31 protein-coding genes and 1 pseudogene are annotated in these 21,148 nt (G+C 63.4%); 15 read left to right on the top strand and 17 right to left on the bottom strand.

The window, feature by feature from the left end; all coding sequences use genetic code 11:
* Positions 1-50: 50 nt before the first annotated feature.
* The 17 genes and pseudogenes from thyX to ACN20G_RS23515 form a co-directional block, all read right to left on the bottom strand.
* Complete coding sequence (gene thyX / locus ACN20G_RS23595; RefSeq protein ID WP_424214811.1) at positions 51-752, bottom strand: FAD-dependent thymidylate synthase; 702 nt, start codon at positions 750-752, stop codon at positions 51-53.
* A gap of 81 nt (positions 753-833) precedes the next feature.
* Positions 834-1,349, bottom strand: a complete 516-nt coding sequence (locus ACN20G_RS23590; protein WP_424214810.1) for a hypothetical protein — start codon at positions 1,347-1,349, stop codon at positions 834-836.
* A 57-nt stretch (positions 1,350-1,406) separates the two neighbouring features.
* Entirely contained in the window at positions 1,407-3,419 is a 2,013-nt protein-coding gene (gene nrdJ / locus ACN20G_RS23585; RefSeq protein ID WP_424214809.1) for a ribonucleoside-triphosphate reductase, adenosylcobalamin-dependent, read from the bottom strand.
* Positions 3,420-3,428: 9 nt separating this feature from the next.
* Positions 3,429-3,614 (bottom strand): hypothetical protein, encoded by a 186-nt coding sequence (locus ACN20G_RS23580; RefSeq protein WP_424214808.1) that lies wholly within the window; start codon positions 3,612-3,614, stop codon positions 3,429-3,431.
* Complete coding sequence (locus ACN20G_RS23575; RefSeq protein WP_424214807.1) at positions 3,611-4,177, bottom strand: hypothetical protein; 567 nt, start codon at positions 4,175-4,177, stop codon at positions 3,611-3,613. The genes ACN20G_RS23580 and ACN20G_RS23575 overlap by 4 nt, the downstream gene beginning before the upstream one ends.
* A 7-nt stretch (positions 4,178-4,184) precedes the next feature.
* On the bottom strand, positions 4,185-4,925 hold the full coding sequence (locus ACN20G_RS23570; RefSeq protein WP_424214806.1) for a ribonuclease H-like domain-containing protein: 741 nt from the start codon (positions 4,923-4,925) through the stop codon (positions 4,185-4,187).
* The gene (locus tag ACN20G_RS23565) at positions 4,922-5,095 is read right to left on the bottom strand and encodes a hypothetical protein (protein ID WP_424214805.1); all 174 of its coding nucleotides are present in this window, start codon (positions 5,093-5,095) and stop codon (positions 4,922-4,924) included. Before ACN20G_RS23565 ends, ACN20G_RS23570 begins: the two co-directional genes overlap by 4 nt.
* Positions 5,092-5,316 (bottom strand): DUF3310 domain-containing protein, encoded by a 225-nt coding sequence (locus tag ACN20G_RS23560; protein WP_424214804.1) that lies wholly within the window; start codon positions 5,314-5,316, stop codon positions 5,092-5,094. Before ACN20G_RS23560 ends, ACN20G_RS23565 begins: the two co-directional genes overlap by 4 nt.
* A complete protein-coding gene (locus ACN20G_RS23555; protein ID WP_424215698.1) occupies positions 5,313-5,990 on the bottom strand; it encodes a toprim domain-containing protein in 678 nt (225 codons plus the stop codon). Before ACN20G_RS23555 ends, ACN20G_RS23560 begins: the two co-directional genes overlap by 4 nt.
* Before the next feature lie 34 nt (positions 5,991-6,024).
* A pseudogene (locus ACN20G_RS23550) lies at positions 6,025-6,249 on the bottom strand (CHC2 zinc finger domain-containing protein); the annotation flags it as partial.
* Positions 6,249-6,497, bottom strand: a complete 249-nt coding sequence (locus ACN20G_RS23545; RefSeq protein WP_424214803.1) for a hypothetical protein — start codon at positions 6,495-6,497, stop codon at positions 6,249-6,251. The gene ACN20G_RS23545 and the pseudogene ACN20G_RS23550, both read right to left, overlap by 1 nt.
* The gene (locus ACN20G_RS23540) at positions 6,494-6,943 is read right to left on the bottom strand and encodes an endonuclease VII domain-containing protein (RefSeq protein WP_424214802.1); all 450 of its coding nucleotides are present in this window, start codon (positions 6,941-6,943) and stop codon (positions 6,494-6,496) included. The genes ACN20G_RS23545 and ACN20G_RS23540 overlap by 4 nt, the downstream gene beginning before the upstream one ends.
* 43 nt (positions 6,944-6,986) lie before the next feature.
* On the bottom strand, positions 6,987-7,826 hold the full coding sequence (locus tag ACN20G_RS23535) for an AAA family ATPase (RefSeq protein ID WP_424214801.1): 840 nt from the start codon (positions 7,824-7,826) through the stop codon (positions 6,987-6,989).
* A 57-nt stretch (positions 7,827-7,883) separates the two neighbouring features.
* A complete protein-coding gene (locus ACN20G_RS23530) occupies positions 7,884-8,618 on the bottom strand; it encodes a BRO family protein (protein ID WP_424214800.1) in 735 nt (244 codons plus the stop codon).
* Between the two features lie 80 nt (positions 8,619-8,698).
* On the bottom strand, positions 8,699-9,517 hold the full coding sequence (locus ACN20G_RS23525) for a RecB family exonuclease (RefSeq protein ID WP_424214799.1): 819 nt from the start codon (positions 9,515-9,517) through the stop codon (positions 8,699-8,701).
* Complete coding sequence (locus ACN20G_RS23520; RefSeq protein ID WP_424214798.1) at positions 9,514-9,768, bottom strand: hypothetical protein; 255 nt, start codon at positions 9,766-9,768, stop codon at positions 9,514-9,516. Before ACN20G_RS23520 ends, ACN20G_RS23525 begins: the two co-directional genes overlap by 4 nt.
* 282 nt (positions 9,769-10,050) lie before the next feature.
* Complete coding sequence (locus tag ACN20G_RS23515) at positions 10,051-10,530, bottom strand: hypothetical protein (protein WP_424214797.1); 480 nt, start codon at positions 10,528-10,530, stop codon at positions 10,051-10,053.
* 392 nt (positions 10,531-10,922) lie between these two features.
* On the opposite strand from ACN20G_RS23515, the gene ACN20G_RS23510 reads away from it, so the two are divergent.
* The 15 genes from ACN20G_RS23510 (at position 10,923) to ACN20G_RS23440 (ending at position 21,141) form a co-directional block, all read left to right on the top strand.
* Entirely contained in the window at positions 10,923-11,282 is a 360-nt protein-coding gene (locus tag ACN20G_RS23510; RefSeq protein ID WP_424214796.1) for a hypothetical protein, read from the top strand.
* A 201-nt stretch (positions 11,283-11,483) separates the two neighbouring features.
* Entirely contained in the window at positions 11,484-11,765 is a 282-nt protein-coding gene (locus ACN20G_RS23505) for an HNH endonuclease (protein ID WP_424214795.1), read from the top strand.
* Positions 11,766-11,788: 23 nt separating this feature from the next.
* Complete coding sequence (locus ACN20G_RS23500) at positions 11,789-11,974, top strand: hypothetical protein (RefSeq protein WP_424214794.1); 186 nt, start codon at positions 11,789-11,791, stop codon at positions 11,972-11,974.
* Entirely contained in the window at positions 11,974-12,417 is a 444-nt protein-coding gene (locus tag ACN20G_RS23495) for a hypothetical protein (protein WP_424214793.1), read from the top strand. Before ACN20G_RS23500 ends, ACN20G_RS23495 begins: the two co-directional genes overlap by 1 nt.
* A gap of 280 nt (positions 12,418-12,697) precedes the next feature.
* A complete protein-coding gene (locus ACN20G_RS23490) occupies positions 12,698-14,005 on the top strand; it encodes a hypothetical protein (RefSeq protein ID WP_424214792.1) in 1,308 nt (435 codons plus the stop codon).
* 21 nt (positions 14,006-14,026) lie between these two features.
* Positions 14,027-15,547 carry a phage portal protein gene (locus ACN20G_RS23485; protein WP_424214791.1) on the top strand — a complete coding sequence of 507 codons (1,521 nt, stop codon included), beginning with the start codon at positions 14,027-14,029 and terminating at the stop codon, positions 15,545-15,547.
* Between the two features lie 42 nt (positions 15,548-15,589).
* Positions 15,590-16,150, top strand: a complete 561-nt coding sequence (locus ACN20G_RS23480) for a hypothetical protein (protein ID WP_424214790.1) — start codon at positions 15,590-15,592, stop codon at positions 16,148-16,150.
* 98 nt (positions 16,151-16,248) lie between these two features.
* On the top strand, positions 16,249-17,340 hold the full coding sequence (locus ACN20G_RS23475) for a hypothetical protein (protein WP_424214789.1): 1,092 nt from the start codon (positions 16,249-16,251) through the stop codon (positions 17,338-17,340).
* Positions 17,341-17,382: 42 nt separating this feature from the next.
* A complete protein-coding gene (locus tag ACN20G_RS23470) occupies positions 17,383-17,769 on the top strand; it encodes a hypothetical protein (RefSeq protein ID WP_424214788.1) in 387 nt (128 codons plus the stop codon).
* Positions 17,763-18,116, top strand: a complete 354-nt coding sequence (locus tag ACN20G_RS23465; protein ID WP_424214787.1) for a hypothetical protein — start codon at positions 17,763-17,765, stop codon at positions 18,114-18,116. Before ACN20G_RS23470 ends, ACN20G_RS23465 begins: the two co-directional genes overlap by 7 nt.
* Positions 18,116-18,448, top strand: a complete 333-nt coding sequence (locus ACN20G_RS23460; RefSeq protein WP_424214786.1) for a hypothetical protein — start codon at positions 18,116-18,118, stop codon at positions 18,446-18,448. Before ACN20G_RS23465 ends, ACN20G_RS23460 begins: the two co-directional genes overlap by 1 nt.
* The gene (locus ACN20G_RS23455; RefSeq protein WP_424214785.1) at positions 18,445-18,819 is read left to right on the top strand and encodes a hypothetical protein; all 375 of its coding nucleotides are present in this window, start codon (positions 18,445-18,447) and stop codon (positions 18,817-18,819) included. The genes ACN20G_RS23460 and ACN20G_RS23455 overlap by 4 nt, the downstream gene beginning before the upstream one ends.
* A 94-nt stretch (positions 18,820-18,913) precedes the next feature.
* Positions 18,914-20,374 (top strand): fibronectin type III domain-containing protein, encoded by a 1,461-nt coding sequence (locus ACN20G_RS23450; protein WP_424214784.1) that lies wholly within the window; start codon positions 18,914-18,916, stop codon positions 20,372-20,374.
* A 78-nt stretch (positions 20,375-20,452) separates the two neighbouring features.
* Positions 20,453-20,737 carry a hypothetical protein gene (locus ACN20G_RS23445; RefSeq protein WP_424214783.1) on the top strand — a complete coding sequence of 95 codons (285 nt, stop codon included), beginning with the start codon at positions 20,453-20,455 and terminating at the stop codon, positions 20,735-20,737.
* Between the two features lie 173 nt (positions 20,738-20,910).
* Positions 20,911-21,141: a hypothetical protein gene (locus tag ACN20G_RS23440; protein ID WP_424214782.1), complete on the top strand. Its 231-nt coding sequence runs from the start codon at positions 20,911-20,913 to the stop codon at positions 21,139-21,141.
* The last annotated feature ends 7 nt before the right edge of the window (positions 21,142-21,148 follow it).

Raw genomic sequence — 21,148 nt, 5'->3', positions numbered from 1 at the left:
AATGAGCCAGAGTTGGATGGTCAAAGTGAGGTGGAACCACTGGTCGGAAGTCACGGGCTCACCCGCCCGTGCTCGGTGAAAAGCTGCGCAGTGACGGGCATCAGCCGAGTCCAGTGGGCCTCCATCTTCTCCGCGACCTCCTGAATTTCTAGCTGGGGGAAGCTGGGGAACGTCGCCTCGGCGTGCTTCGTGCGGAGGCTCAGGAAGTGCATCAGGGAGCGCGGGTTGCACGTCACGAAGAAGGTGGTGAAGGTGCCCACGGGGAGGACGCTGCGGGCGATCTCGCGGGCGACGCCGTCTTCCAGCATCCGCTTGTACTGGAACTCGGCCTCGGCGTACGCGGTGTGCAGCGATTCTTCGACTCCCCACCACTGGGCAAAGGTGCCGGGCTCGAAGTGGTAGGCGCCGGGCTTCCCCTTCTGCACCAGGGGGCGACCCTGGTCCGGCACGAAGAACACGGTGTCCAGCTCCCGGTACCGCGCCGACTCCTCGTTGAAGCTCATTCCGGCGCGGTGTCGCATGAACTCGCGGGCCACGAAGATGGGGGCGCAGATGCGGAAGGTCATGGAGCCGTGCTCGAAGGGGCTGCCGTGCCGGTCCCGCATCAGGAAGTTGATCAGGCCCCGGTCCTTGATGGGGTCGGTGTCTGCCTCTCCGGCTCCGAGGGTGGAGACGCGGGCCGCCTTGCACACCATGCCGTCGCTGGCGGCGGTCTGGATCAGGTCTACGTCGGAGTGGTGCTTGATCTTCATGGGTCCCTCGGGGGTTGAGGGGGGCCGGACCGAAACCCGGCCCCCTCTATCTCATCCTAAAGTGTGGAGCTAAGGAAGGGCCTAGCCCTTGACTTCGAACTTGCCCGACTTGTTATTCAGGAACGCGGGCGGGCACTTGTCCTCGCCCTTCCGCTCGTCGGCGTTGCAGAAGTACGCCTCCCAGGTGCCCTTCGCGACGTGGGTGCGGCCGTGCTCGCAGTCGGTGACGCCCTTGTGCCCGCCGTCACCGCCGGAGTTCTGGACCTTGCCCCCGGAGAAGGTGTTCTTCCCGGCCTGCACGGTCTTGGCCGGCGCGTTCAGCCCGTTGTTGAAGGTCTGCACCTTCGCCATGCGCTTCATGAGCGCCATCAGGGCCTCGCGCTCACTGTCGAGCATCTGGCCCATTTCGGTGATGGTGCTGGCGCGGAGGACCAGGAGGCTGGCGTCGTACCCGGAGCCGCCCTTGAAGGAGAGGGTGACGCCCTCGTGGGCGGGGGTGGCAGTGGTGACGGTCACGGGCGACTCCTGGTTGCTGGTGGGGGTGTTGTCGTTCGCGGGCTCGTCCCAGGGGGACTGGCCGAAGGGGTTCTCGCTCATGGGGTTAATCCTCTCAGAAATGTATCTCATCCTCAAATCAGGAATGAGTGAACCGGGTCACACAGGGCAGGCTCCGGAAGCGCACTCTTCGTCGTAGCCGGTGTCGGCAACCACGCCGTCTTCGATTTCGGCAACGCGCTTCCAGTACTCCTCTTCGGAGATCCGCTCGTACGGCGCCTGGGGGCGGGACATCTCCGGGAAGATGGTCGAACCCTTCAGCGTCGGGAGGTAGATGCCCAGGGCCTCGCTCACGTCGTCCACGGTGTACTTCTCGGGGTCGACGGAGGCCGTGTAGGAGACGGCCTGGTCCGCCCAGTGAAGCTGGTACATCTCCTGCACCCCAAGCATCTGCTCAAGGGTCAACTGGCCTGCGTGCTCGAAGGCGTCGGCGCACTCCGGGTAGGCCGGAAGGAGCGGGTCAACGGTCGGGATCTCGACCACGGTCGTATTGGCCCCGTACACGCACGGCTCGGTGTGGTAGCCCTTCCGCTTGTACTCCTCGACCTGGGCGACCTCCGTGGGCTCAAGATCGGAGAACCGGATGCGCCGCAGGAAGTACGCGGCGAAGGGGGCATGGATGCCCTCACCGCTCGCACTGGCCAGCTTCGAAATGGTGCCGGTCGGCGCGATGACGCGCTTCTTGATCGGGACGGGGATGCGCAGCTCGTTGGCGTACGCGGCGGCGGCCTGGTCCACGTCGTCCGCCAGGCGGCGAAGGGTGTCACGCACGCCGGCGTGGTAGGGGGAAGTGCTGTACTTGATGCCCTGCTTGACCAGGAAGTCAGCGAAGCCCAGGTGCCCGACACCGATGCGCCGGTACTTGCTGATGGCCTCCTGCGACTTGGGGTCGGAGACCTTGGCGAAGGTAGTCCGGATCAGGTAGCGGGCCGCGTAACGGTGGGCCGCGGTGAGGCCCCAGCCGTCGACCGCGCCGTTCTCCACGAAGCGGGCCAAATTGATGGAGCCCAGGTTGCAGGGCTCCCACTGGTTCAACGTGGCCTCGCCGCACGGGTTGACGGCGTACACCCCGTCGACCTCGCCGGCCTCGGTGATCGAGGAGTTCCACCAGCCCGGCTCACCGTTCAGAAGGGCACCCTGGCACAGCTCTCGCCAGACCTTCTGCGCCTTCCGGTTGCCCTGCTCAAGGGCGTCGGAGAACCGGTCATCGATCTCCACGGAAATGTTGGTGGTCCACTGCGCCAGGTCACCTTCCTTGCAGCGAAGGAACGCGCCGATCAGCGGGTCGTCCCAGACCATGATGGACATGCGCGCGGAGCGGCGAACGCCTCCGGCAACGATGGCCATGGCGATCTGGTGATCGATGGCCATGGCGTCCATGCCGTTGAGCGGCCAGCCGGCCGCGTTGGTGAGGATCTTCCCGACCTCGATCAGCATCCGGGCCAGGGGGTCAGGCCCGCTCGCTGTGCCGCCGAAGTTCTTGAGGACGGCTCCGCGGCCTCGCACCCGGGACACGTCGAAGACGCGGGCCTCGTGCTTGAGCCACGGGTCGTGTGCGGCCTGGATCAGTTCGGCCAGGGCTCCAGCCCACCCTTCTCGGCTGTCCTCGACGCTGAAGGCGCCGGTCCACTGGTGGTCGTACTGGGTGCTGATCAGCCCGGCCTCCTTCATGGAGGCGTAGTCGGGGTGGCTGGGGTCGCACACGATGTGCACGGTGACGGCGTTCTCGACCTCGGGGAACTCGCGCAGGAAGCGGCTGGAGTAGTTGGCGCCGACGCCACCACCTTCGGCCAGGCGAAGCAACGTGAACGTGAAGTGCTCCTCGGGGGCCTCGGGAACCCATCCCGGCGCCCAGCAGTTGTTCAGCGCGAACTGGTTGGCGCCGCTGTTCTTGATCTGCCGTCCGGCGGGCAGGAACTTGAATCCCTGGATGAGGTCAATGAGGGCCTGGCGCTCACCCTCCTCGTGGTAGCGCTCGGGCACGAGGGACAGGTTTCCGTCCACGACCCGCTCAACGGTCTCGGGCCAGGTCTCCGAGGAGCCATCGGCCTTGATGCGGCTGTAGGTCCGGCGGTAGACCGTCTCGGCGGTCTCGGTGTCGAAGTGGTTCAAGGGGTGCTCCTATCGGTTGGTGAGGGTGACGGAAAGCATGGCGATGAGCTTGGGTATGTCGCGCTGGTCGAGGTTGACTTCCGCCGCATATTCGGGGGTCTCGATCCCCAGGTACACGCGGGAGATAGCCCCGTCGTCGTGGATGACGTGAATTCGAGTCTTGTCTCGCTGGTACTTCTGGCTGGTCTCGATCACAGCCGTGCCGCCTTCCGGCGAAGGGAGCGGTTCATCTCGTACGAGAGGGCGATTGCGGCCCGGGAAGTGGCCTTGCGGTCGGCTGGGTTGGTGATGGGAAGACCCAAGACGCAATGCCGGAGAAGGAGTTCCCGGTATCGGTCGGTCAGCTTGTCCAGACCGGCCTTGGCCTCCATTCGGGCCGTGAACAGGTTGTCGGTGATGGTGCAGTTGGTCAGATCGTCGTGCTTGCCGAGCACGTTGGCGAACTCGTCATCGGTGTGAATGAGGAGCCGCAAGGCGTCTCGGGCTTCGTCGGCCGTGTAGAAGTACTGGCTGTCGTTCGCGTCGAGATAGAGCCGTTCCCGCGCCGCGTACCGCTGTCCGGCGGTGTAGAACACCTTCCGCATGAAGCGTTCGTTGTCGGCGAAGTCGACCAAGTGCTTCCGCTCACGGTAGGCGTGCTCCAACATGGCCTGCTTCACATCGTCTGCTTCAACAATGTGCCAGCGCTCTACCAGAAACGCCGCAACCTTCGAGGCCAGGTCTGACAGTGCGGCCCAGTCGATCTGCTTCTCTTCCATGACTTCCTTACTTGACGGAGGTGATCTGTACGAGGTCGAGCCGCTTGTTTCCTCGGGACCACTTCCCGCAGCCAGAGCAGCGGTAGCGCTGGAAGACGGACACCGACGTGTATGCCCGGCCTTCCTTCTTCAGCTCCGCGGAGCCGCAGTTGGGGCACACGTCCTCGGCGGCCTCGCTGTAGAGCCCGTGGTGGGGGTGGGAGGGAATCCACGGCAACAGGTAGTCGTAGAGGTCTTCCGTCACGCGTACGTCCTGGCAGTTGTATTTCCGCATCAGGTCCCACGCCTTCTGGTCCCCGGCAAGACAGTCGGCCCAGAGCTGGTGACCGGTGTGGGCCGTCTTGGCCCCGATCCCGAGTCGCTGAACCACGTGATCGAGCTTGTTGGAGGTGAAGCGGAACTGGCGCTTGACGACCTTGAGAAGGTCGACCTGGGCGAAGGGGGCCGGCGGCGTGAGCCCGGCTTCCAGGAACTCGCGGTTGAGATGCGGGATGTCGAAGCGCTGTCCGTTGTAGTGGACTACCGCGTCGGCCTCTTCGAGGAGTTCGTGTGCCTTCTCCACCATGGCGGCCTTGCCGTCGTGGTGGGTGCTTCGGAAGATGACCTCGGGCGAGTCGTACCACTTGGCGGCGAAGCACATCAGCTCACTGGTTTCGCGGAGCTGAGCGAGCCCGACGTTCTGATTGAACAGGCCCCAGACATGAGCCAGATTCGGAGAAGTCTCGATATCGATCGTCAGCGTCTTCATTCGGTCTCCTCGTTGCTGTGCTCGACGGTGTTCAGGAAGTAGGCGACGAGCGTTGCTGTTTCGAACTTCTTGTACGTGTGAACCTGCCAGCCCTGTCCGCTCCGGTTGATGCGGGTTACGTCCCAGCTCTCGCCGCCGAAGCCGCGTTCGACCTTGAAGTGCTGAATCACCGCGCGTCACCCTTCCCGGCCTCGATGCGCTTCAGCTCGCGGTCGATGTACCAGCGGGCCTTCATGAGGTCCTGGACGAAGGCCCCGTCCTTGAGGCCGGCCCGCCACACGTACTTGAGGCAATTGCCAAGGTTGAAGTTCATGTGCTCGGTGATCTGGATGCACTCGACGCCGCTCGGGTGCGTCGTGTAGTGCTCGGGGTGGTTCACGATGTCGCTCACTCAAGACCGCATTTCTGCCGGAGGGCCAAGGGCCCGAATTCGTTGACGAATTTGTTGGGGTCGCACTTCTTGCCAAGGAAGATCGGAACTACGTTGTGCAGCCTCTCAGCCAGCATGTTGACGAACTTCTCTCCGGGCTCGTCTCCATCCATGAAAGCGAAAACGGTCTCGTACCCCAGGAAGGCAGGGTCGAAGTGGTCTCGCCAGGAGGAAACTCCGGGAACTCCCGCGCAGGGAATGTCAGCCGTCTCAACGGAGCCAGCGTCAAATTCCCCCTCGCTGATTCCGATGTACCGGGACGGCTTGATGAGCGCACGGGTGTTGTAGAGCAGCGGCTTGGAGCCGGGAAGACTCTGGTACTTCCCGTGGCCCTCGTGCCACTCGTCGTCGCGCCAGGAGCCGTCGGGGTGCTTCGTGCAGGTCTCGTTGATGCACCGGAAGCGGATCGTCGCTACGGCGTGCTCTCCGCCGGCGGGACGTACGTACGGGATGGCGAGGCGGCCCAGGTGCTTTTCATGCCCCGTAACGGGGTATGCCACATACCCGATTCCCAGCACTGCGGCCTGACTCGCCAAACCGCGGTGCTCGATGTACTCGGCTGCCGGACTTCCCTGGAAGCTCAGGCTGTACACCTGCGCCGCTTCCACCATTGAAATGCTGTGCTGCGAATTCAAGGGCTGCACGGTACCCGATTCCTTCTTCCCGCTGGATCACGTCAAGGCTGTCTTCGCTGATGTCGCAGGCGAAGCAACTGACGCGGTTCTTCTCGTAGTTGACGCTGGCGCTGGGGTTGCCTTCGACGTGGAAGGGGCAGAGGCACTTGACGTGCCCACCACGCCGGGGAGGCTCCGACCACTCGGGGTGGTAGTGCTGGAGCACTTCGCCGATGTCGGGCTTCCAGCCCTGCCCTTGATTGAATGAACTAACTGCCATCACGAGCCGCCGGCGATGCGCCGCTCCACGCGGAGCTGCGCGGCGGAGTCGGCCTCGGCGAGGGCGAGTTGGGCAAGCTGCGCGGTCGGCATGGTCTTGACCAGGAGCCCGCCCCGCCCCTTGTAGACGACGGTCGCGGTCTCGTGGAACCCGAGCTTGGCTTCGGCCTGGACCTGGCGGGCGAGCTGCGTCAGACCGGTTCGTCGGTTGAGGGTCACGGTCAGCTGTCCGCCGGGGTAGGTGATCACTTCTTGCCGTCCTTAGCGTGGTAGCGCTCCCCGAGGAATCGGGGGGCCGGGGGGTTTTCGAGGTAGTCAGCCGCGCGTCGAAGAATCTGTGCGTTGTCTCGCGCTGCGGTGAGGAGTCGCCCATTGCACATGCGGCACAGGGCCCCGCGAATCAATCCGGATTTGTGGCAGTGGTCGACGTTGAGTCGGTAGCTGCGGGGCTGCTCGCAGATCGCGCAGACCCCGCCTTGCCGGTCGACCAAGAGTGCGTACTCACCGGGTTCGAGTCCGTAGGTTGCTTGGACTCGGGCTTCGTGGGTCGAGGCTGATCGGGTGCGCTTCCGGCATGTCGAGCAGGTCTTGCCCTGCTTAGTGAAGAAGCGTTCTGCCCTGTTTCTTGAGCAGGTGGCGCACTTCCGGAAGCCCTTGCGGGGAGGTTTGCCGTCCCCGCCTTTCGATGTCTCCACTGTATCTCATCCTCAATTGGGTGCCAAATTGAGAGGCCGTGAACTACATCACAGAGAATTCGTCGTCCTCTGCACCCACGTCGGTAATGCGCAAATTCTGAGTGTCCACGTCAAAGGACGCGAACGTGTCGCCCGAGGGGTCGGCGAAACCCTCACGGTTCTTTACCGGGGAGACATTGAGCGTGCGTCCGCCCATTCCGTCGACCTGAGCAAAGAGGGTGCCAACCAACGACGGCACACGCCCGATCTTCCCCTTCATCCCGGAAAGCGGCGTGGGCTTATCACCTGACGAGAATTCGCCGACCACGTGATGCATGGCCATCACATGAGCGTAGGTCTGCCTGGCCATTTCGTTGAAATAGTCACAGAGCCCTTCGAGGCCGAAGGTGTACTCCTCCGCGGTGCCCCCTCCCCCGCCGTCCACGTTGGTGATGTTGTCGACCACCACGAGATGCGGGTAGCAGCCGAAGACCTCCTTGTACGTCTCCAGGTGCATTTCCATGTCCTTCGGCGTGGGTCGCGCCGAGTAGCAGAACCGGAGCCACCAGCGCTTCGCCAGGGCGGATTCGTACTTGTCGAAGGACCCATCGCCGGCGATCAGGGCACGCTTGACCTCCTTGACGGGGTCGCCCGTGACCATGGCCGTGGCCCGACTGAGCTGCGTGGCCGCCGTGCTGTCAGCACTGAAGTACAGCGTGGGCACGTTGGAGCTGACGGCAAGCCACAGCGCCAGGAGGCTCTTGCCGGTACCTCCTCCGGCGCACCAGACGCTGAAGTCACCACGCCGGAATTCGACATCGAGGGCCTTCAATCCCTTGAAGGGGTTTGGGATTGGCTCTCCGGCAGCGCCCCGGACAAGGGCTGACTGAGTGAGCGAGTACACCTGTCTCCTTTCGCTGGGGGCCGCCCTGGTGGCGGCCCCCGTAACGAACTGCTCTGGCTAGGCGGCCAGCTTCTTCACGATGGCCCCGAAGCCCTTGCCGGTGACCCGACCCTGAACGGGCCGACGACCGTACGGGGCCTGGATGACCTTGTTGACCATCCACCCCTTGTCGCGGGCCTTGGACGTGGCGGCCGTGCCCCACTTCTCGACCCAGCCCCACTCGCGGAGGGTGGTGCCGAACACCCGCTCCTTCATGTCGACCAGGCGGGCCACGTCGCGGAGCGAGGCGGTGTCGTCGGTGTCGGTGAACTGGTGGAAGGCGTCGGCCAGCGGGGTCAGCTCCTCGACGGCGGCCTCCGCGGTTTCGGCCCGCTTCGTCAGCTCCGCCATGCGGAGGAGGCCCCCGGCCGGATCGGCCACGAGCTGAGCCATCGCGGCCTGAATGGCGTCACCGCCCTGATAGCCGCCGGTCTTCCGGATACTGGGAAGAACCTCTCCGGTAACCCAGCGCTTGAAGTCCTTCGCAGCGGGGAGCTTGCTCCCGAAGATCAGCGCGTACAGGCCCGACTCGTTCACCGTGGCCACGTTCGGGTTGCCTCCGGAGGTACTACGCCGAATCGACGTAGTACCTCGATCCTCCTCGTCCACGTGCTTGCGCACCGCATCGTTAGTGCGCGAGTACCCGAGGATGGTCGCCACGTCCGCCGCAACGAACCAGGGCTCCCCACCCTGCTCCACCACTCGAACCGCGAAGTCGTTGCCGTCGTTCCGCTTGAAGATCTTGTTGATCACGTATCTCATCCTAAAGTTGATGGTTAAAAGAGGCCCGCTCAGCGGGCATGGTCAAAGGCTAGCGGATTGGTGTCTCATCCTCAAGTTCGACCCTTGAAAGAGCAGGCGTAGCCCACATCACAGAAGCGGCATCCGAATCCCGGCTTCGCCGGAAAGTCCCCGGCCTTGACGCCCTGATCCATCGTCACGATGCGCTCGGTGATCTCGTCGGGGTCAGCGTCGGACAACTTGACCGGCCGCGAGAGGCCGTGCTTCTTGGCCAGGTACCAGTCCCCGTTCTTGACGGGCTCCTCGTCGGGGAAGAGCTGGTTCACCGCCAGGCCGTACACCCAGAGCTGGAACTTGCTCTTCGTGCTGCCGGTCTTCAGATCCCTGACCCGCTTCGAGTAGTCCTTGTTCAAGGTCACCTGGTCGATATACCCACGCACCTTGACGCCGCCGAAGTCGGCCTTGAAGTACAGCTCGACGGCGGGCTTGTCCTCGATGTGCCAGAGGACGGGGGCCTGGTCCTGGACGTACTCCACGTAGCGCCGGGCCTGCTCCGCCCCGGCCTCGAACCGGTCCTCCAGGTCGTCAGCGGCAGACCCGCGGTTGGCCCGCATCCACAGGTCGATGTCGTTGACCTTCCCGAGGTCGCGGTTCACGCCGGCCGTGTACTCGTCCCTGAAGACCTCAACGGCCTCGTCGGCCGTCATCTCCCGCCCCGACTTCTCGTAGCGTTCAGCGGCCGTGTGGAAGGCCGTGCCGTGGGTGCTCCACGCTGCGGGCCGGGGCTCTACCCGCTGCACGCGCTTCATGAAGCTCTTGTACGGGCATTCCTCGAACTCGGTGATCTGGCTGACGCTGCGGGGCATCTCGACCCATCGCGCGTACTGCTCAGCCTCGTTGACCTCTGTCACTTGTCCTCCTTGAAAATCTCGAACTGGAAGAAGCTCCGGGAGCCCGGAAGTCCGGGGTGCGGGTTGTTGATCTGCTCGGCGTAGACCACGGTCGCTTCCTGGATGGTGGTCTCCATCCGGTCTTCGAGTTCCCGGATGACCACGACTTCCATAAGACCGGCGTTGTCGCCGATGGTCACGCAGGTGAGAAGCCCGAGGCCGTACGCGCTCATGGTGACGATGCTGGAGGCCCCGGTTTTGACCCGGCTCACAATCTTCGTCTTCGTACGGGAGATCGCCGCAAGAATGTTGTCCGCTTCGGAGCTGACCGTAAGGTTCTGGCAAACTTCGAGCACTTCTTAGCCTTTCGTCCCTTTGTCCGCTTCGCTCAGCTTATCGGACACTCGACCGCGTTTATCTCATTCTAAGTGTGCTGCTCGTCACGTATGGGCCTTGCCCCCTCCGGACAGACGTAAGCCTGACATAAAGGAGAAGGCCCCTGGATCACCCAAGGGCCTTTCTGACCGGGACCAAAGTCCCGCACTGATCAAGTTCTACTCCTCCGGCAGCTCCAGCACCGCGCGAACCTCGTCGGACGGTCCGTCAACGTCCTCGGGCCAGCGCAGCACCAGGTTCCCGTCACGGGGCTCCCTGGCCACCAGGACGAAGCCGGCCTCCGTGTCGTAGTCCAGGACCAGACCCTCACGCCGCAGGCGGGCCGCCAGGCGCCGGTGCCGGTCGAAGTGGGCCTTCGTGGCCTTCTCGTCCCCCATGGACACGTGCAGGAAGCCCATCAAGGACTGGGCCAGGTACGAGCGGTGATGGCTCTCAGCGCCCACCACGCGCTTCACGGTCCACGGGATGTACTCCTCGATGGCCTTGCGCGACCCGGCCCGCCGGTAGTAGCCGCCTGCCGTCAGGGCCATGTTCACGGCCGTGGCGGTGACCCCGAATCGGTCGCCGATGACCTCGTACGAGAGACCTTGCTCGGCGAGACGGACGAGATGGTTGAAGTCGGGCAGGCGCTTCTCCATGGCGGACCTTCCTGTGTGGTGCTGGTGGGGTGACGTGTCCCACGGTAGCACTTGATCTTGTGAAGGGGTTGTTAGCACATCCAAAGGTGACGGCGTGCCTCAACCTAAGCCCTACCCCTGTGATGCAGATCACCTAACTTGAGTGTCCACTCGCCAGACCCAGGACACCGTCATTTATAGTAGAAGAAGCAGGAGAAAAAAGAAACTACTAGCTAGAAGCTTCTACCTAGAAGCTCTTCTGGCTAGCTTCTCCTGACTTCCTTTTGAGTTTCCTTCTGTCTAGAACTCCTGTTGATCAAATCCAGTTCGAGTTCCAGAAGGGAAGTTGGCCCCGGCTGCCAGATCAGAAACCAGCCGGGGCCATCAGACCTGCTAGCACTTAGGAGGCCGCCTTGGCCGAAGCACCTACGTTCCGCCTCGACATCAGCCCTAACCCGGTATCTCCGGGTCAGGACGTGACCCTCACCGCGCACGGCGCCACTGGCCCGGTCACGGTAAACAGTGGCGTATTCCCCACCGTCACCCTGACCTCCCCGACGTACACGGCTACCGCGAAGGTCGACGCTGACGCCCGCCCGGGGGCCAAGTACTCGGTGTCGTACACCGAAGGCTCCGGGACCCTTGCGACGGAGCTGGTGATTTCCGGAACTCCCGCTGGAACCGGCACGGACACCCGAGTCACCGCCCGGAAGATCGCTGGCGACATCTTCCGGTTCTTCAAGCAGTGCGCTGACGCAACTGCGGCCCGATAACGGGCCATCCCATTCGCCCTGTCACGGCTGATCCCCGGAGGCAGGTCAAGGCGGGGTCGCTACCCGCTGGTGGTTGACGTTGGACGTAGGGGCTCTTCCCGGGCCCTGAACTCGGTTCGATTCCGGGGACCACACCACGAACACCGAGGAGGACCAATGCCCCGAGCCAAACAGATATGCCGGATCGCAGGGTGTACCTCGGTGTCCGTTCGTTCCGAGCGGTGCGAGCAGCACGCCCCCAAGGGGGGCTGGAAGCTGTCCGCCCGCAACAAGTCCCGCCCGTCGAACTGGTCCTCGCTCAGAGGCCGGGTTCTGGCCCGGGACCGGTTCACATGCCAGCGCTGCGGCATCCGGGAAAACCTCCAGGTCGACCACATCAAGCCCGTCTCCAAGGGCGGCTCTTGGGGGCTGGAGAACCTGTGGGTGCTCTGCGGGAAGTGCCACGCGCTGAAGACCTATCACGAAGACCGACGGCCCAGTTAGTTCATTCATGGAGTGATGATGCGATGACACCCGCGGACGCCTGGGACACCTGGGCTGACGACTACGACCAGGAGCAGGCCCGGCTCAAGGAACAGCGGCCCTCGAAGGCCGCCCTGAAGCGCGGCTGGCACAAGTCGGCCGTGCTGGAGCTGGATGACCTGGCCGACCTGTACGGGGTCAACCCGGCCGCGCTGCGGGGGGTGATCTGATGCCCGCACGTCGAGGCCCGGCCCCGAAGCCGGGTGCTGTCCGGCGCAACAAGGATCACGCCCTGGGCTCGAAGCAGCTCTCCGGCGCGGCCGGCGCCGGCCGCGAACTCCCGAAGGCCCTGGGCATCACCACTGGCGGTGCGAAGCGCTTCTGGAAGACGTGGGCCACGGCTCCCCAGACGCACGACTGGATGGAAACCGACTGGGCTGAGTTGGAGATCGTCTGCAAGCTCGTGGACGCCTTCTTCTTGGGCGAGATGAAGCACGCCGGGGAGATCCGTCAGCGGGTCGGCAAGTGGGGTGCGACCACGGAGGACAGGGCTCGGTTGCGCATGTCCTTCGACAAGGCTGTCGAGGACGAGAAGAAGGGCCCGGAAGGCACACAGGAGCTTTCCGCGGAGGCCATGGACAAGGAGCTGTACAAGCTTCTCTCAGAGGGTTAGAGGTGATGCCGGGTGGCACAGACCGGCAATCTCCCCTCCGGCGTTCCAGCCCCTCACGAAACCCTCGGGTACGAGGTCATCCGCTGGTGCACGCGGTACATCGTGCAGCCGGACGGCGACACCGCTGGTGAGCCTTGGAAGTTCACCCGCGAACAGCTTCGTTTCGTCCTCTGGTTCTACGCCATCAACCCTGACGGGGGGTGGCGTTACTCGGCTGGCACTCTTCGGCGTGCAAAAGGCTGGGGCAAGTTAGACCCCTCTCCTCGCCACGTTGGCGATCGTGGAGTTCATCGGCCCGGCCCGCTTCTCGCACTTCGATGAGTCCGGCCTGCCGGTCGGTAAGCGCGTTCCGCTGCCTGTCGTGCAGCTCGGCGCCACGGCGCTCGACCAGACGCAACAGACGCTCGACATGATTCGAGGAATGCTCTCGGAATCTCCTGCCGAGAAGGAATACGGGCTGGAGATCAGCAAGGCCAAGGTTCAATTCAAGTCCGGTAAGCCGGGCTCGATTTCACCGAAGGCGACCAGCGGTCGCACCAACGAGGGCAACAGGCCCACCTTCGTAGTCATGGACGAGGTCCACCACTGGGTGTCCAGCAATGGCGGCCCCGACTTCTTCCAGGTGTTGAAGCGCAATGTGGAGAAGACGACGAAGATGGGCTCCCGTTGGGTGACCACCACGAACGCCTTCAACCCCAACGAGGACAGCGTGGCTCAGATCATCTTCGAGTCGGAGATGATCCCGCTTGGGCACTGGCTGTACGACTGCCTTGAGGGCTCAATTGCCGTCGAGGACATCAGAGTTGAGGCGGAAGTCCGCAAGGCCCTCATCGAGGCGTACGGCGACGCGCACTGGGCCGACATCGAGGGCTTGACCCGCACCATCCTCTACGACCGCACGACGCCGGATAGCACGTACTGTCGCTTCTTCTTCAATCAAATCGCCGAAAGCAGCGACGGTTGGATGAACAAGGCGGAGTGGGACGAGTGCGAGACCAACCCGGACGTTGACCCGATCAAGGCCGGCGACCAGATCGCCATTGGCTTCGATGGGAGTGTCCGAGGAGACGGAACAGGTCTCATCGGAATTCGCCTGCGTGACGCCAGGCTGTTCCCGCTCGGCGCCTGGTTGCGTCCTGAGAACGCCAAGGACGACTGGGAAGTCGATGTGCTGTCCGTCGAGGCCGCGGTGAAGCGCGCCTTCGACACGTACCGGGTGGAGTGGATGTACGCAGACCCCCCGTGGTGGCAAGAGAACATCGGCCGTTGGGCTGTCGAATGGGGAGACGACTATGTCTTCGAATTCTGGACCAACAAGCCAACCCGAATGTGCCAGGCCGTTGAGCGTTTCCGGACGGCGGTGCTGGTCGGGGATATCGCCCATGTCGGCGACTACGAGTTGACCCGTCACGTGCTTCAGGCCGTGGTGCGGGAAGTGCCGCAAGGCGAACTCATTACGAAGGACTCTCCACGATCGAAACGCAAAATTGACCTCGCGGTGGCTGCCGTACTCGCTCTTGAAGCGAGGGCGGACGCTATTGCCGATGGACGCCTCCAGATCAAACGGAGGAGGGTTGTCGGCTTCTAGGCCCCGCTGAAAGGGGCCCATATGGCTGCACTCTCCAAGGCCACTCTCATGAGTGCCGGACCTACCGACAACATCGGGTCCCCGCCGGCCTCGCCCGTCGAGTGGATGGACTTCCTTTACGGGAAGCTCGGTTCGCGTCTCCTCACGTACAAGAGGTATGGCGACTACTACGACGGCTCGCACAAGAACATGGCTTTCGCTCAGGACAAGTACAGGTCTGCTTATGCCGAGTTGTTCAAGACGTGGAATGACAACTTCTGCGGGCTGATCGTGGACTCGGTGAACGAGCGCCTGAGCATCGAGGGTTTCCGTTTCGGTGATGAGGCCGTGGCCGACACCGAGGCCCAGGAGATATGGCAGCGGAACTTCATGGACTCCGAGGCGAACAGCGCGCACTTGGACTCGATGATCAACGGCTCGTCGTACGCCATCGTCTGGGCCGACGACAAGGGCAAGGCGACCATCACCGTGGAGTCCGCGGAACGCGTCGTCGTCCAGTACAAGCCTGGTAGCCGCAGGGACATCGAGGCCGCCGCCAAGTTCTACCTGGACGACTGGGGCCGGAGCTGGGTGACCTTGTGGCTTGAGGACGGCGTCTACACGGGCAGTCCCAAGCTGGGCGGCTACCAGCTCGACAGCGCCGAGGAGAACCCACTGGGCGTCGTGCCCGTGGTGCCGATCCACAACCGGGCACGGCTCGTTGGTGAGCCGCTGTCGGATCTGCACACCGTGATTCCGATCGCCGACGCCATCAACAAGACCGTCGCCGACGCGCTGATTGCGTCCGAGTACGCGGCCTGGCCACAGCGCTACGTGACGGGTCTGGAGATCCAGGAGGACGACCAGGGAAATCCGGTCGAGCCCTTCAAGGTGGCCGTGGACAAGCTCCTCCAGGCCGAAGACCCACAGGCCAGCTTCGGCCAGTTCGAGGCCGCCGACCTGAGCAACTACTGCGACCTGGTGAACATGCTGGTCCAGCATCTCGCCACGGTCTCCCGAATTCCGTTCCACTACTTCCTTTTGAACGGTGGTCAGGCTCCTTCCGGCGAGGCCATCACATCTGCGGAGGCCGGCCTGATTTCGAAGACGCGTGAGCGCATGGTGCACTTCGGGGAAGCGTGGGAGCGCGTAATGCGGCTCTGCTTCCAGGTCGAGGGGAATGCCGAGAAGGCGGAAGCCTTCGACGCCGAAGTGATGTGGCGCGATCCGGAAAACCGCACCGAGGCCCAACATATTGACGCCTTGCTCAAGCTGAAGATGATCGACGTTCCCAAGCAACAGCTCTGGCTTGACGCCGGGTACACGTCGGCGCAGATCGCCAACTTCCAGGGGCTTTTGGAGAAGCAGGCCAAGACCGAAATGGACATGGCCAACAAGTACATGACGAACCAGGAGAAGGCGCTCATGACGGCACCTGCGGCTCCTGGCCAGGCCCAGAAGCCCGGCAGAAACGATCCTGCGGCTAAGGCCGCCTCCAAGGCCCCGCAGGGCAATGCGGGGAACGCGGCCCGGAAGTCCAAGCCTCCGGCCAACGCGAAGTAGTACCGCCCGAAACGGGCTCCCTTTCCGAAATGGATGTGAAGCATGGACGAGATTCAGAACGAGACTGTCGCCTCCGAGGCCCCTGTGAACGAAGGCCAGGAGGACATCACCGCGCTTAAGGCGGAGATCGACAAGTGGCGGCACTTCAGCCGCGAGAACGAGGCCAAGTACAAGGCCGCGTCCGCCGAGCTGGACGGCTTCCGACAGTCTCAGATGACTGACACGGAGAAGGCGATCGAGGCCGCCAAGGTGGAGGCACGGAATGCAGCTCTTGCCGAAGTCGGCAACAAGCTGGTGAGCGCTGAACTGCGCGCCGCTTCCTCTGCGGCCGGCGTGACCCTTCCCGGTGCTGAGTTCCTGAACCTGTCCTCGTTTGTGGGCGATGACGGGGGTCCGGATTCTGCCCGCATCGAGGCGTTTATCTCGTCTCTTCCGAAGCCCTCGGTGAAGCCCGAGTTCGCCCAGAATATCGGCCTCGGCCGCCAGGGCGGAAACGGCGTGCTCCAGTTCACGCACGAACAGGTAAAGACGATGTCTCCCGCTCAGATCCTTGCGGCCGATAAGGCCGGTCAACTGGACGCCCTTAAGTCCGGCGCGCTCTAAGAGCCTTCCGTTAACCGGCCCCCTCTCATGGGGGCCTTTTTTATGCCCTCTGTGAGGTATTTATGGCACTTGTTACACCTTCCTCTCCTGTCGGTTCCATGAATTCGGTTGCCGGGTCCGGCTTTCAGGATCATTCCGGCGATGTATTCATTCCCGAGCTGTACACCGCAAAGTACCTTCAGAATCTCGAAGAGAATCTGGTGCTCGGTTCGAGCCTCTTCGTGAATCGCGACTATGAGGGCGAGTTCCGGCGTGAGGGTGACGTGCTGCACGTCCCGCACTTCGTTGACACTGTTCGGGATCAGGGCCGTGTCGACGCTTACGAGAAGATCGAGAGCCCGGACCACGCGACGCTTGAGTACATGGATGTCCGAGTTGGCAAGGGCTCCAGCTTCAACATCGAGATCGATGGTGTTCACCAGTGGCAGACGAAGGACGGCCTGTCGCTGATGGAGAACCTGATTCAGCAGCGCGCCCGCCGGTCGGCGATTGCGATTGACCGTCTGGTTGCACAGACCATCACCGCGGCTACCTACGGCCGCGATTACAACGGCTTCCACACCGACGCCGATCTTGCGACGGAAGCGAAGATCAACGCACTTCCCCCGCTGCACGGCCAGGTCGAGAAGCTGACCGTGGACCAGGCGGAGGGCTTCAGCGTGTACCGGGCCGTCGTTGAGATGATCATGACCCTGGACCTGAACCACGCGCCCGAGGACCGGTTCCTGATGATCAGCCCGCAGATGCGTGCGGCGATGCTCAACGACCACAACTTCATGAACGCCGCCGGCTGGGGTGGCACTCCGGTCATGCCCACGGGCCAGATCGGCTCCGTACTCGGCGTGCCGGTGTACGTCTCCAACGTCCTCGGCAACGGTGTGCGCAAGGGCGAGATGGCCGTGTCCGACCCGGACCCGAAGAAGCCGCTGACGCTGAAGGGTACCGGCCCGAACAAGCGGCTGGTCAAGGACTCCCACGATCAGGCCCAGGGCATTGAGATGATCATGGGCGCCACCAACGCGGTTTCGCTCCTGGTGCCGTACGCGGAGATGAAGCAGTACGAGCCGGAGCTGTCGTTCACCTCCGCCATCAAGAGCCGCGTGTTCTACGACGCCAAGCTGATCCGTCCCGAACAGCTCGTCGTGTGCCCGAACCTCCCGGCTGCATCCACCAACCCGAAGACCTCGTAAGTCGGTTAGTTCATTCATTCGCCCTTGATTTGAGGATGAGATATGGCTGTCACTGTTGATGACATAGCTGTCCGGCTGGGGCGGCCGATCGAGGACACCGAGAAGCCCCGCGTGGAGGCGTTCATCACGGACGCCTCCGCGCTGGTGGCCGACTACTGCGGCAGCGGCTACGACGAGGACGCGCCGGGCCTCCAGGCCGTGATCTGCGCGGAGGTGATCCGCTGGCTCGCTGTTGCTCCTGGCGTCGTGAGCGAGCGGGTTGGGGAGGTTGAGGTCGCGTTCGGTTCGTCGGCCTCGACGCAGGCCCTTTCCCCGATCGCCCGCACCGCCCTGAAGCGGTACCGGCGCCGGTTCGCGTCCGTAAGCCTGCTCCGCTTCGACGGGATGGAGCAGCCGCCCAACCCGAGGAATCGGGGTGACTGGTGGTGATCCTGGCCAAGGACAAGGTTCGGGTGCTCAAGGCCCCCGTGGTGCAGTCCGGCCCGTACACGAAATCGCGCGACTGGGGGACGGCGGCGAGGGGTCCTTGGCTGGCCGCCAACGTGCAGCCCGACCGGGCCTTCGAGGTCCAGTCCCCCGAGCGTGAGACCTCACAGGAACGGGTTCTGGTCTTCCTGCCGGCGGGCACGGACGTGGACTCGGCGGACCGGATCGAGGTCCAGGAGGTCACCGCGGCCTCGACCGTCCGCGTCTACGAGGTCGACGGGATTCCGATGCGCTGGAACTACACGTCGCAGCAGCACGTGAGGGTTCGCGCCTGGCGAGTGGAGCACTGATGGCCGCCTCCTCGTTCGAGATCAAGTGGGACGACGCGCTGATCAACAAGGCCGTCTCATCGCCGGTCGTCGCCGAGATGTGCGCCAAGAAGGCCGCCGAGATCGCGGCCATTGCGCGCGAGGACGCCCCGAAGAACCGGAAGGGCTCCTGGAACATGTACGCCCTCTCCCTCTCCGTGATCGCGTGGGAGGAAAACGGGGTCGTGCACTCCGCCGTCCAGGCCGACCGTCACCCGCTCCTCGTGGAGTTCGGGTGGAAGGACAAGGCAGGCCGCCGTCACCCCGGCTGGCACACGCTGAAGAACTCCCTGATGAAGGCGAGGATGCGATGAGGCTGGACCCCGTGGAAGTCGCCTTCGACTTCTTGAACGAACTAACTGTCCCCGTGGTCGGTGACCTTGTCGGCCGCAGCGCCGGCGAGGCCGCCGTGTACGTGGAGCACGCCGGGGGCTTCCGGGCCGTCCGCGACTGCATGGACCGTGCCGACGTGACCTACCAGGTGTACGCCGAGGAGCGCGGCCAGGCCGCGGACCTGGCCTATGAGGTTCGGGAAGCCCTGCTTGAGCAGCTACCCGGCCGGGTGGTCGGTGACGCCCTGGTCCTCGACGTGGCGGAGGGGTACAGCCCCCGCTACTACCCCGACCCCGTGTCCCGAGAACACAGCTATCTCGGTGAAGTGACGCTCTTCATCACGGAGGCATAGCCCCCTTTTTTTGCTCTTCATTTGAGGATGCGACAAACGCATTAGGCCCCCTGGTGGGGCCTTTTTTCATGCCCTTTTACTGGAGGTCCCACCTATGGCTTCTTCCCCCTCGACTCCTTCGGCGACGCAGGGCCACACCGGCAACGCCAAGAAGATTCGTTTCGCCCCCCAGGGTCAGATTTACGTGGCTGATGCTTCCGCGGTTTCCGCCCTCCCCCGTGACTGCCAGCCTCTCGCCCTGAACTCCGAATTCAAGGCCCTGGGCTATGTGGACGAGGGCGGCGTAACCATCACCCCCTCGATCCAGACCGACCCGGTGAACGTGTGGCAGAGCGCCGTGCCGGTTCTCTACAACGTGAAGTCGGCGAGTTTCCAGATCAAGGCGACCCTGATGGAGACCAGCGAGCTTACGACTCAGCTGTTCTTCGGCGCCAAGTGGGTTGAGGCCAAGGACGATCAGGATCAGGTCATCGACGGCGTGTGGCGTCTCGACCTGAAGTCGACCCCGGATCTCACCGAGATTGCGATTGTCGTGGACTGGTCGCAGACCTCCAACGGCAAGGAGATTCATTACCGGTGTGTCGTGGGTCGGGCCATGATTTCGGACCGTGGCGCCATTCAGCTTCAGCGCGCCGAGTCCGGCAAGTTCGAGCTGACGATTGACGCCCTCGACAATTCGGGCTCGCTCGGTTACGTCCTCACCGACGACTCCATCAAGGACAACCCGAACCCGAACTCGGCGACCGTCACGCTTCAGCCTGCTTCGATTGTGCAGGGCGGGCACTTCGTCATTGCGGGTGCTGGCTTCAAGACCGGCGAGCAGGTTAAGGCGTCCTTCGACAAGGACGACGCGAAGTTCACTCGGGCGTCCTCTGTGGTCGACAAGGACGGGCAGTTCACCATCAACGTGGACTCCGACCCGACTATCCCGGTTGACACCTACACGGTGTCGGTCACTCAGGGCTCGGACGCGCCGATTGCGGCGGTCGACAAGCTCACCGTCACGGCGAAGTCCTCGACCCTGACGAAGCTGGCGAAGCCGGTCATCGACAAGACGCCCGTCATCAAGTCGGATGAGGTCGACCTGACTTGGCCTGCCGTCCCGAACGCGGACACCTACGTCGTCTCCGATGGCACCACGGACAAGAACGTGACCACGAATTCCGCGGATGTTACCGGCCTCACCGTCGACACCGCCTACAGCTTCACGGTGAAGGCTCAGGGCTCCGGTTACGCAGACTCCGACGAGTCTGCCCCTGTTGCGGCTCACACCCTGAAGGGTGTTCTGGCCAAGCCGACCGGTGCCGACAAGGACGCTGTCACGAAGACCTCGGCCACCGTGAAGTGGACTTCCGTGACTCACGCCGAGTCCTACGTGGTCACCGAGAAGGACGCGAAGGTTCAGCCGAAGACCGTCCAGAAGCCCACCGTTCAGGCCGACTTCACTGGCTTGACCGCCGGCACGGACTACAAGTTCACGGTTGTCGCCAAGGCCGCCGACTACGAGGACTCCCCGAAGTCGGATGTGGTCGACATTACGACCCCGACGACCTAAGCCGTAAGCCCCGTGGCGGGGAGGGCTCGTATCCCCGCCACCCCTCTCTCACCCATTCCCCTTTCCCCTGGAGTCGCCATGTCCAACCACGCCAAGAACAAGCCCGCTGCCAAGGCCGCCAAGAACGAGGCCCTGGAGAAGCCGAACACCTTCGAGTTTCGGGGTGTCGAGTACACCGTTCCGGGTGCTCTTGACATGCCGATTGAGCTTCTTGAGGTCGAGGACGAGATTCAGGCCATCAAGATCATGGTGGGTGTTGAGCAGTGGGAAGCGTTCAAGAAGTCCGGTGCCACGATCCGGGACTTCTCCGAGTTTGCCGACAAGGTGACTGAGGCTTCCGGCCAGGGTGACGCGGGAAACTAATCGCGACGATCCACGCCGTCCAAGAATTCTCGGAGGAACTGGAAGCGGATTTCCTCACACACTTCGGTGTCGACCTCTTGGACTTGTGGCGTGGACGACTGTCGCTCCGCCGCGTTTGCGTGTTGATCAAGGCCCTCCGGACGAAGATGGGGCGGTCCGCATTCCTCGCGGCCGTGGACGAGTCCGCTCTCTGGTCGCAGGGTGACTATCTCCTGGCCCGCTTGTCGGACTCCATGGAGATGGGCAATTACCTGTTCCTCCGCGCTAATTCCGAAGACTACGACGAGCCGCCTCCGATGGCTTTGCCTCGCCCGGGTGAACCGGTCGAAGAGGAGCACACCGAGGAGCTGTTCGCTTCGGGAGATGAGGTGGCCGATTGGTTTATGACCATAGGTGACCTTTAGGAGGTCA

This window comes from Streptomyces dryopteridis (assembly GCF_049606955.1).
Taxonomy (GTDB): domain Bacteria; phylum Actinomycetota; class Actinomycetes; order Streptomycetales; family Streptomycetaceae; genus Streptomyces.
The sequence above is the reverse complement of the archived record's forward strand: the minus strand, read 5'-3'. Positions and strand labels throughout refer to the sequence as shown.

What these genes read in the sequence shown, in the direction of transcription:
- ACN20G_RS23495 (WP_424214793.1), top strand. Translation starts at nt 11,974, where the DNA reads ATGCCCGCACGTCGAGGCCCGGCCCCGAAGCCGGGTGCTGTCCGGCGC.
- ACN20G_RS23500 (WP_424214794.1), top strand. Translation starts at nt 11,789, where the DNA reads ATGACACCCGCGGACGCCTGGGACACCTGGGCTGACGACTACGACCAG.
- ACN20G_RS23590 (WP_424214810.1), bottom strand. Translation starts at nt 1,349, where the DNA reads ATGAGCGAGAACCCCTTCGGCCAGTCCCCCTGGGACGAGCCCGCGAAC.
- ACN20G_RS23480 (WP_424214790.1), top strand. Translation starts at nt 15,590, where the DNA reads ATGGACGAGATTCAGAACGAGACTGTCGCCTCCGAGGCCCCTGTGAAC.
- ACN20G_RS23515 (WP_424214797.1), bottom strand. Translation starts at nt 10,530, where the DNA reads ATGGAGAAGCGCCTGCCCGACTTCAACCATCTCGTCCGTCTCGCCGAG.
- ACN20G_RS23485 (WP_424214791.1), top strand. Translation starts at nt 14,027, where the DNA reads ATGGCTGCACTCTCCAAGGCCACTCTCATGAGTGCCGGACCTACCGAC.
- thyX (WP_424214811.1), bottom strand. Translation starts at nt 752, where the DNA reads ATGAAGATCAAGCACCACTCCGACGTAGACCTGATCCAGACCGCCGCC.
- ACN20G_RS23575 (WP_424214807.1), bottom strand. Translation starts at nt 4,177, where the DNA reads ATGGAAGAGAAGCAGATCGACTGGGCCGCACTGTCAGACCTGGCCTCG.
- ACN20G_RS23445 (WP_424214783.1), top strand. Translation starts at nt 20,453, where the DNA reads ATGTCCAACCACGCCAAGAACAAGCCCGCTGCCAAGGCCGCCAAGAAC.
- ACN20G_RS23570 (WP_424214806.1), bottom strand. Translation starts at nt 4,925, where the DNA reads ATGAAGACGCTGACGATCGATATCGAGACTTCTCCGAATCTGGCTCAT.
- ACN20G_RS23475 (WP_424214789.1), top strand. Translation starts at nt 16,249, where the DNA reads ATGAATTCGGTTGCCGGGTCCGGCTTTCAGGATCATTCCGGCGATGTA.
- ACN20G_RS23450 (WP_424214784.1), top strand. Translation starts at nt 18,914, where the DNA reads ATGGCTTCTTCCCCCTCGACTCCTTCGGCGACGCAGGGCCACACCGGC.
- ACN20G_RS23460 (WP_424214786.1), top strand. Translation starts at nt 18,116, where the DNA reads ATGGCCGCCTCCTCGTTCGAGATCAAGTGGGACGACGCGCTGATCAAC.
- ACN20G_RS23470 (WP_424214788.1), top strand. Translation starts at nt 17,383, where the DNA reads ATGGCTGTCACTGTTGATGACATAGCTGTCCGGCTGGGGCGGCCGATC.
- ACN20G_RS23455 (WP_424214785.1), top strand. Translation starts at nt 18,445, where the DNA reads ATGAGGCTGGACCCCGTGGAAGTCGCCTTCGACTTCTTGAACGAACTA.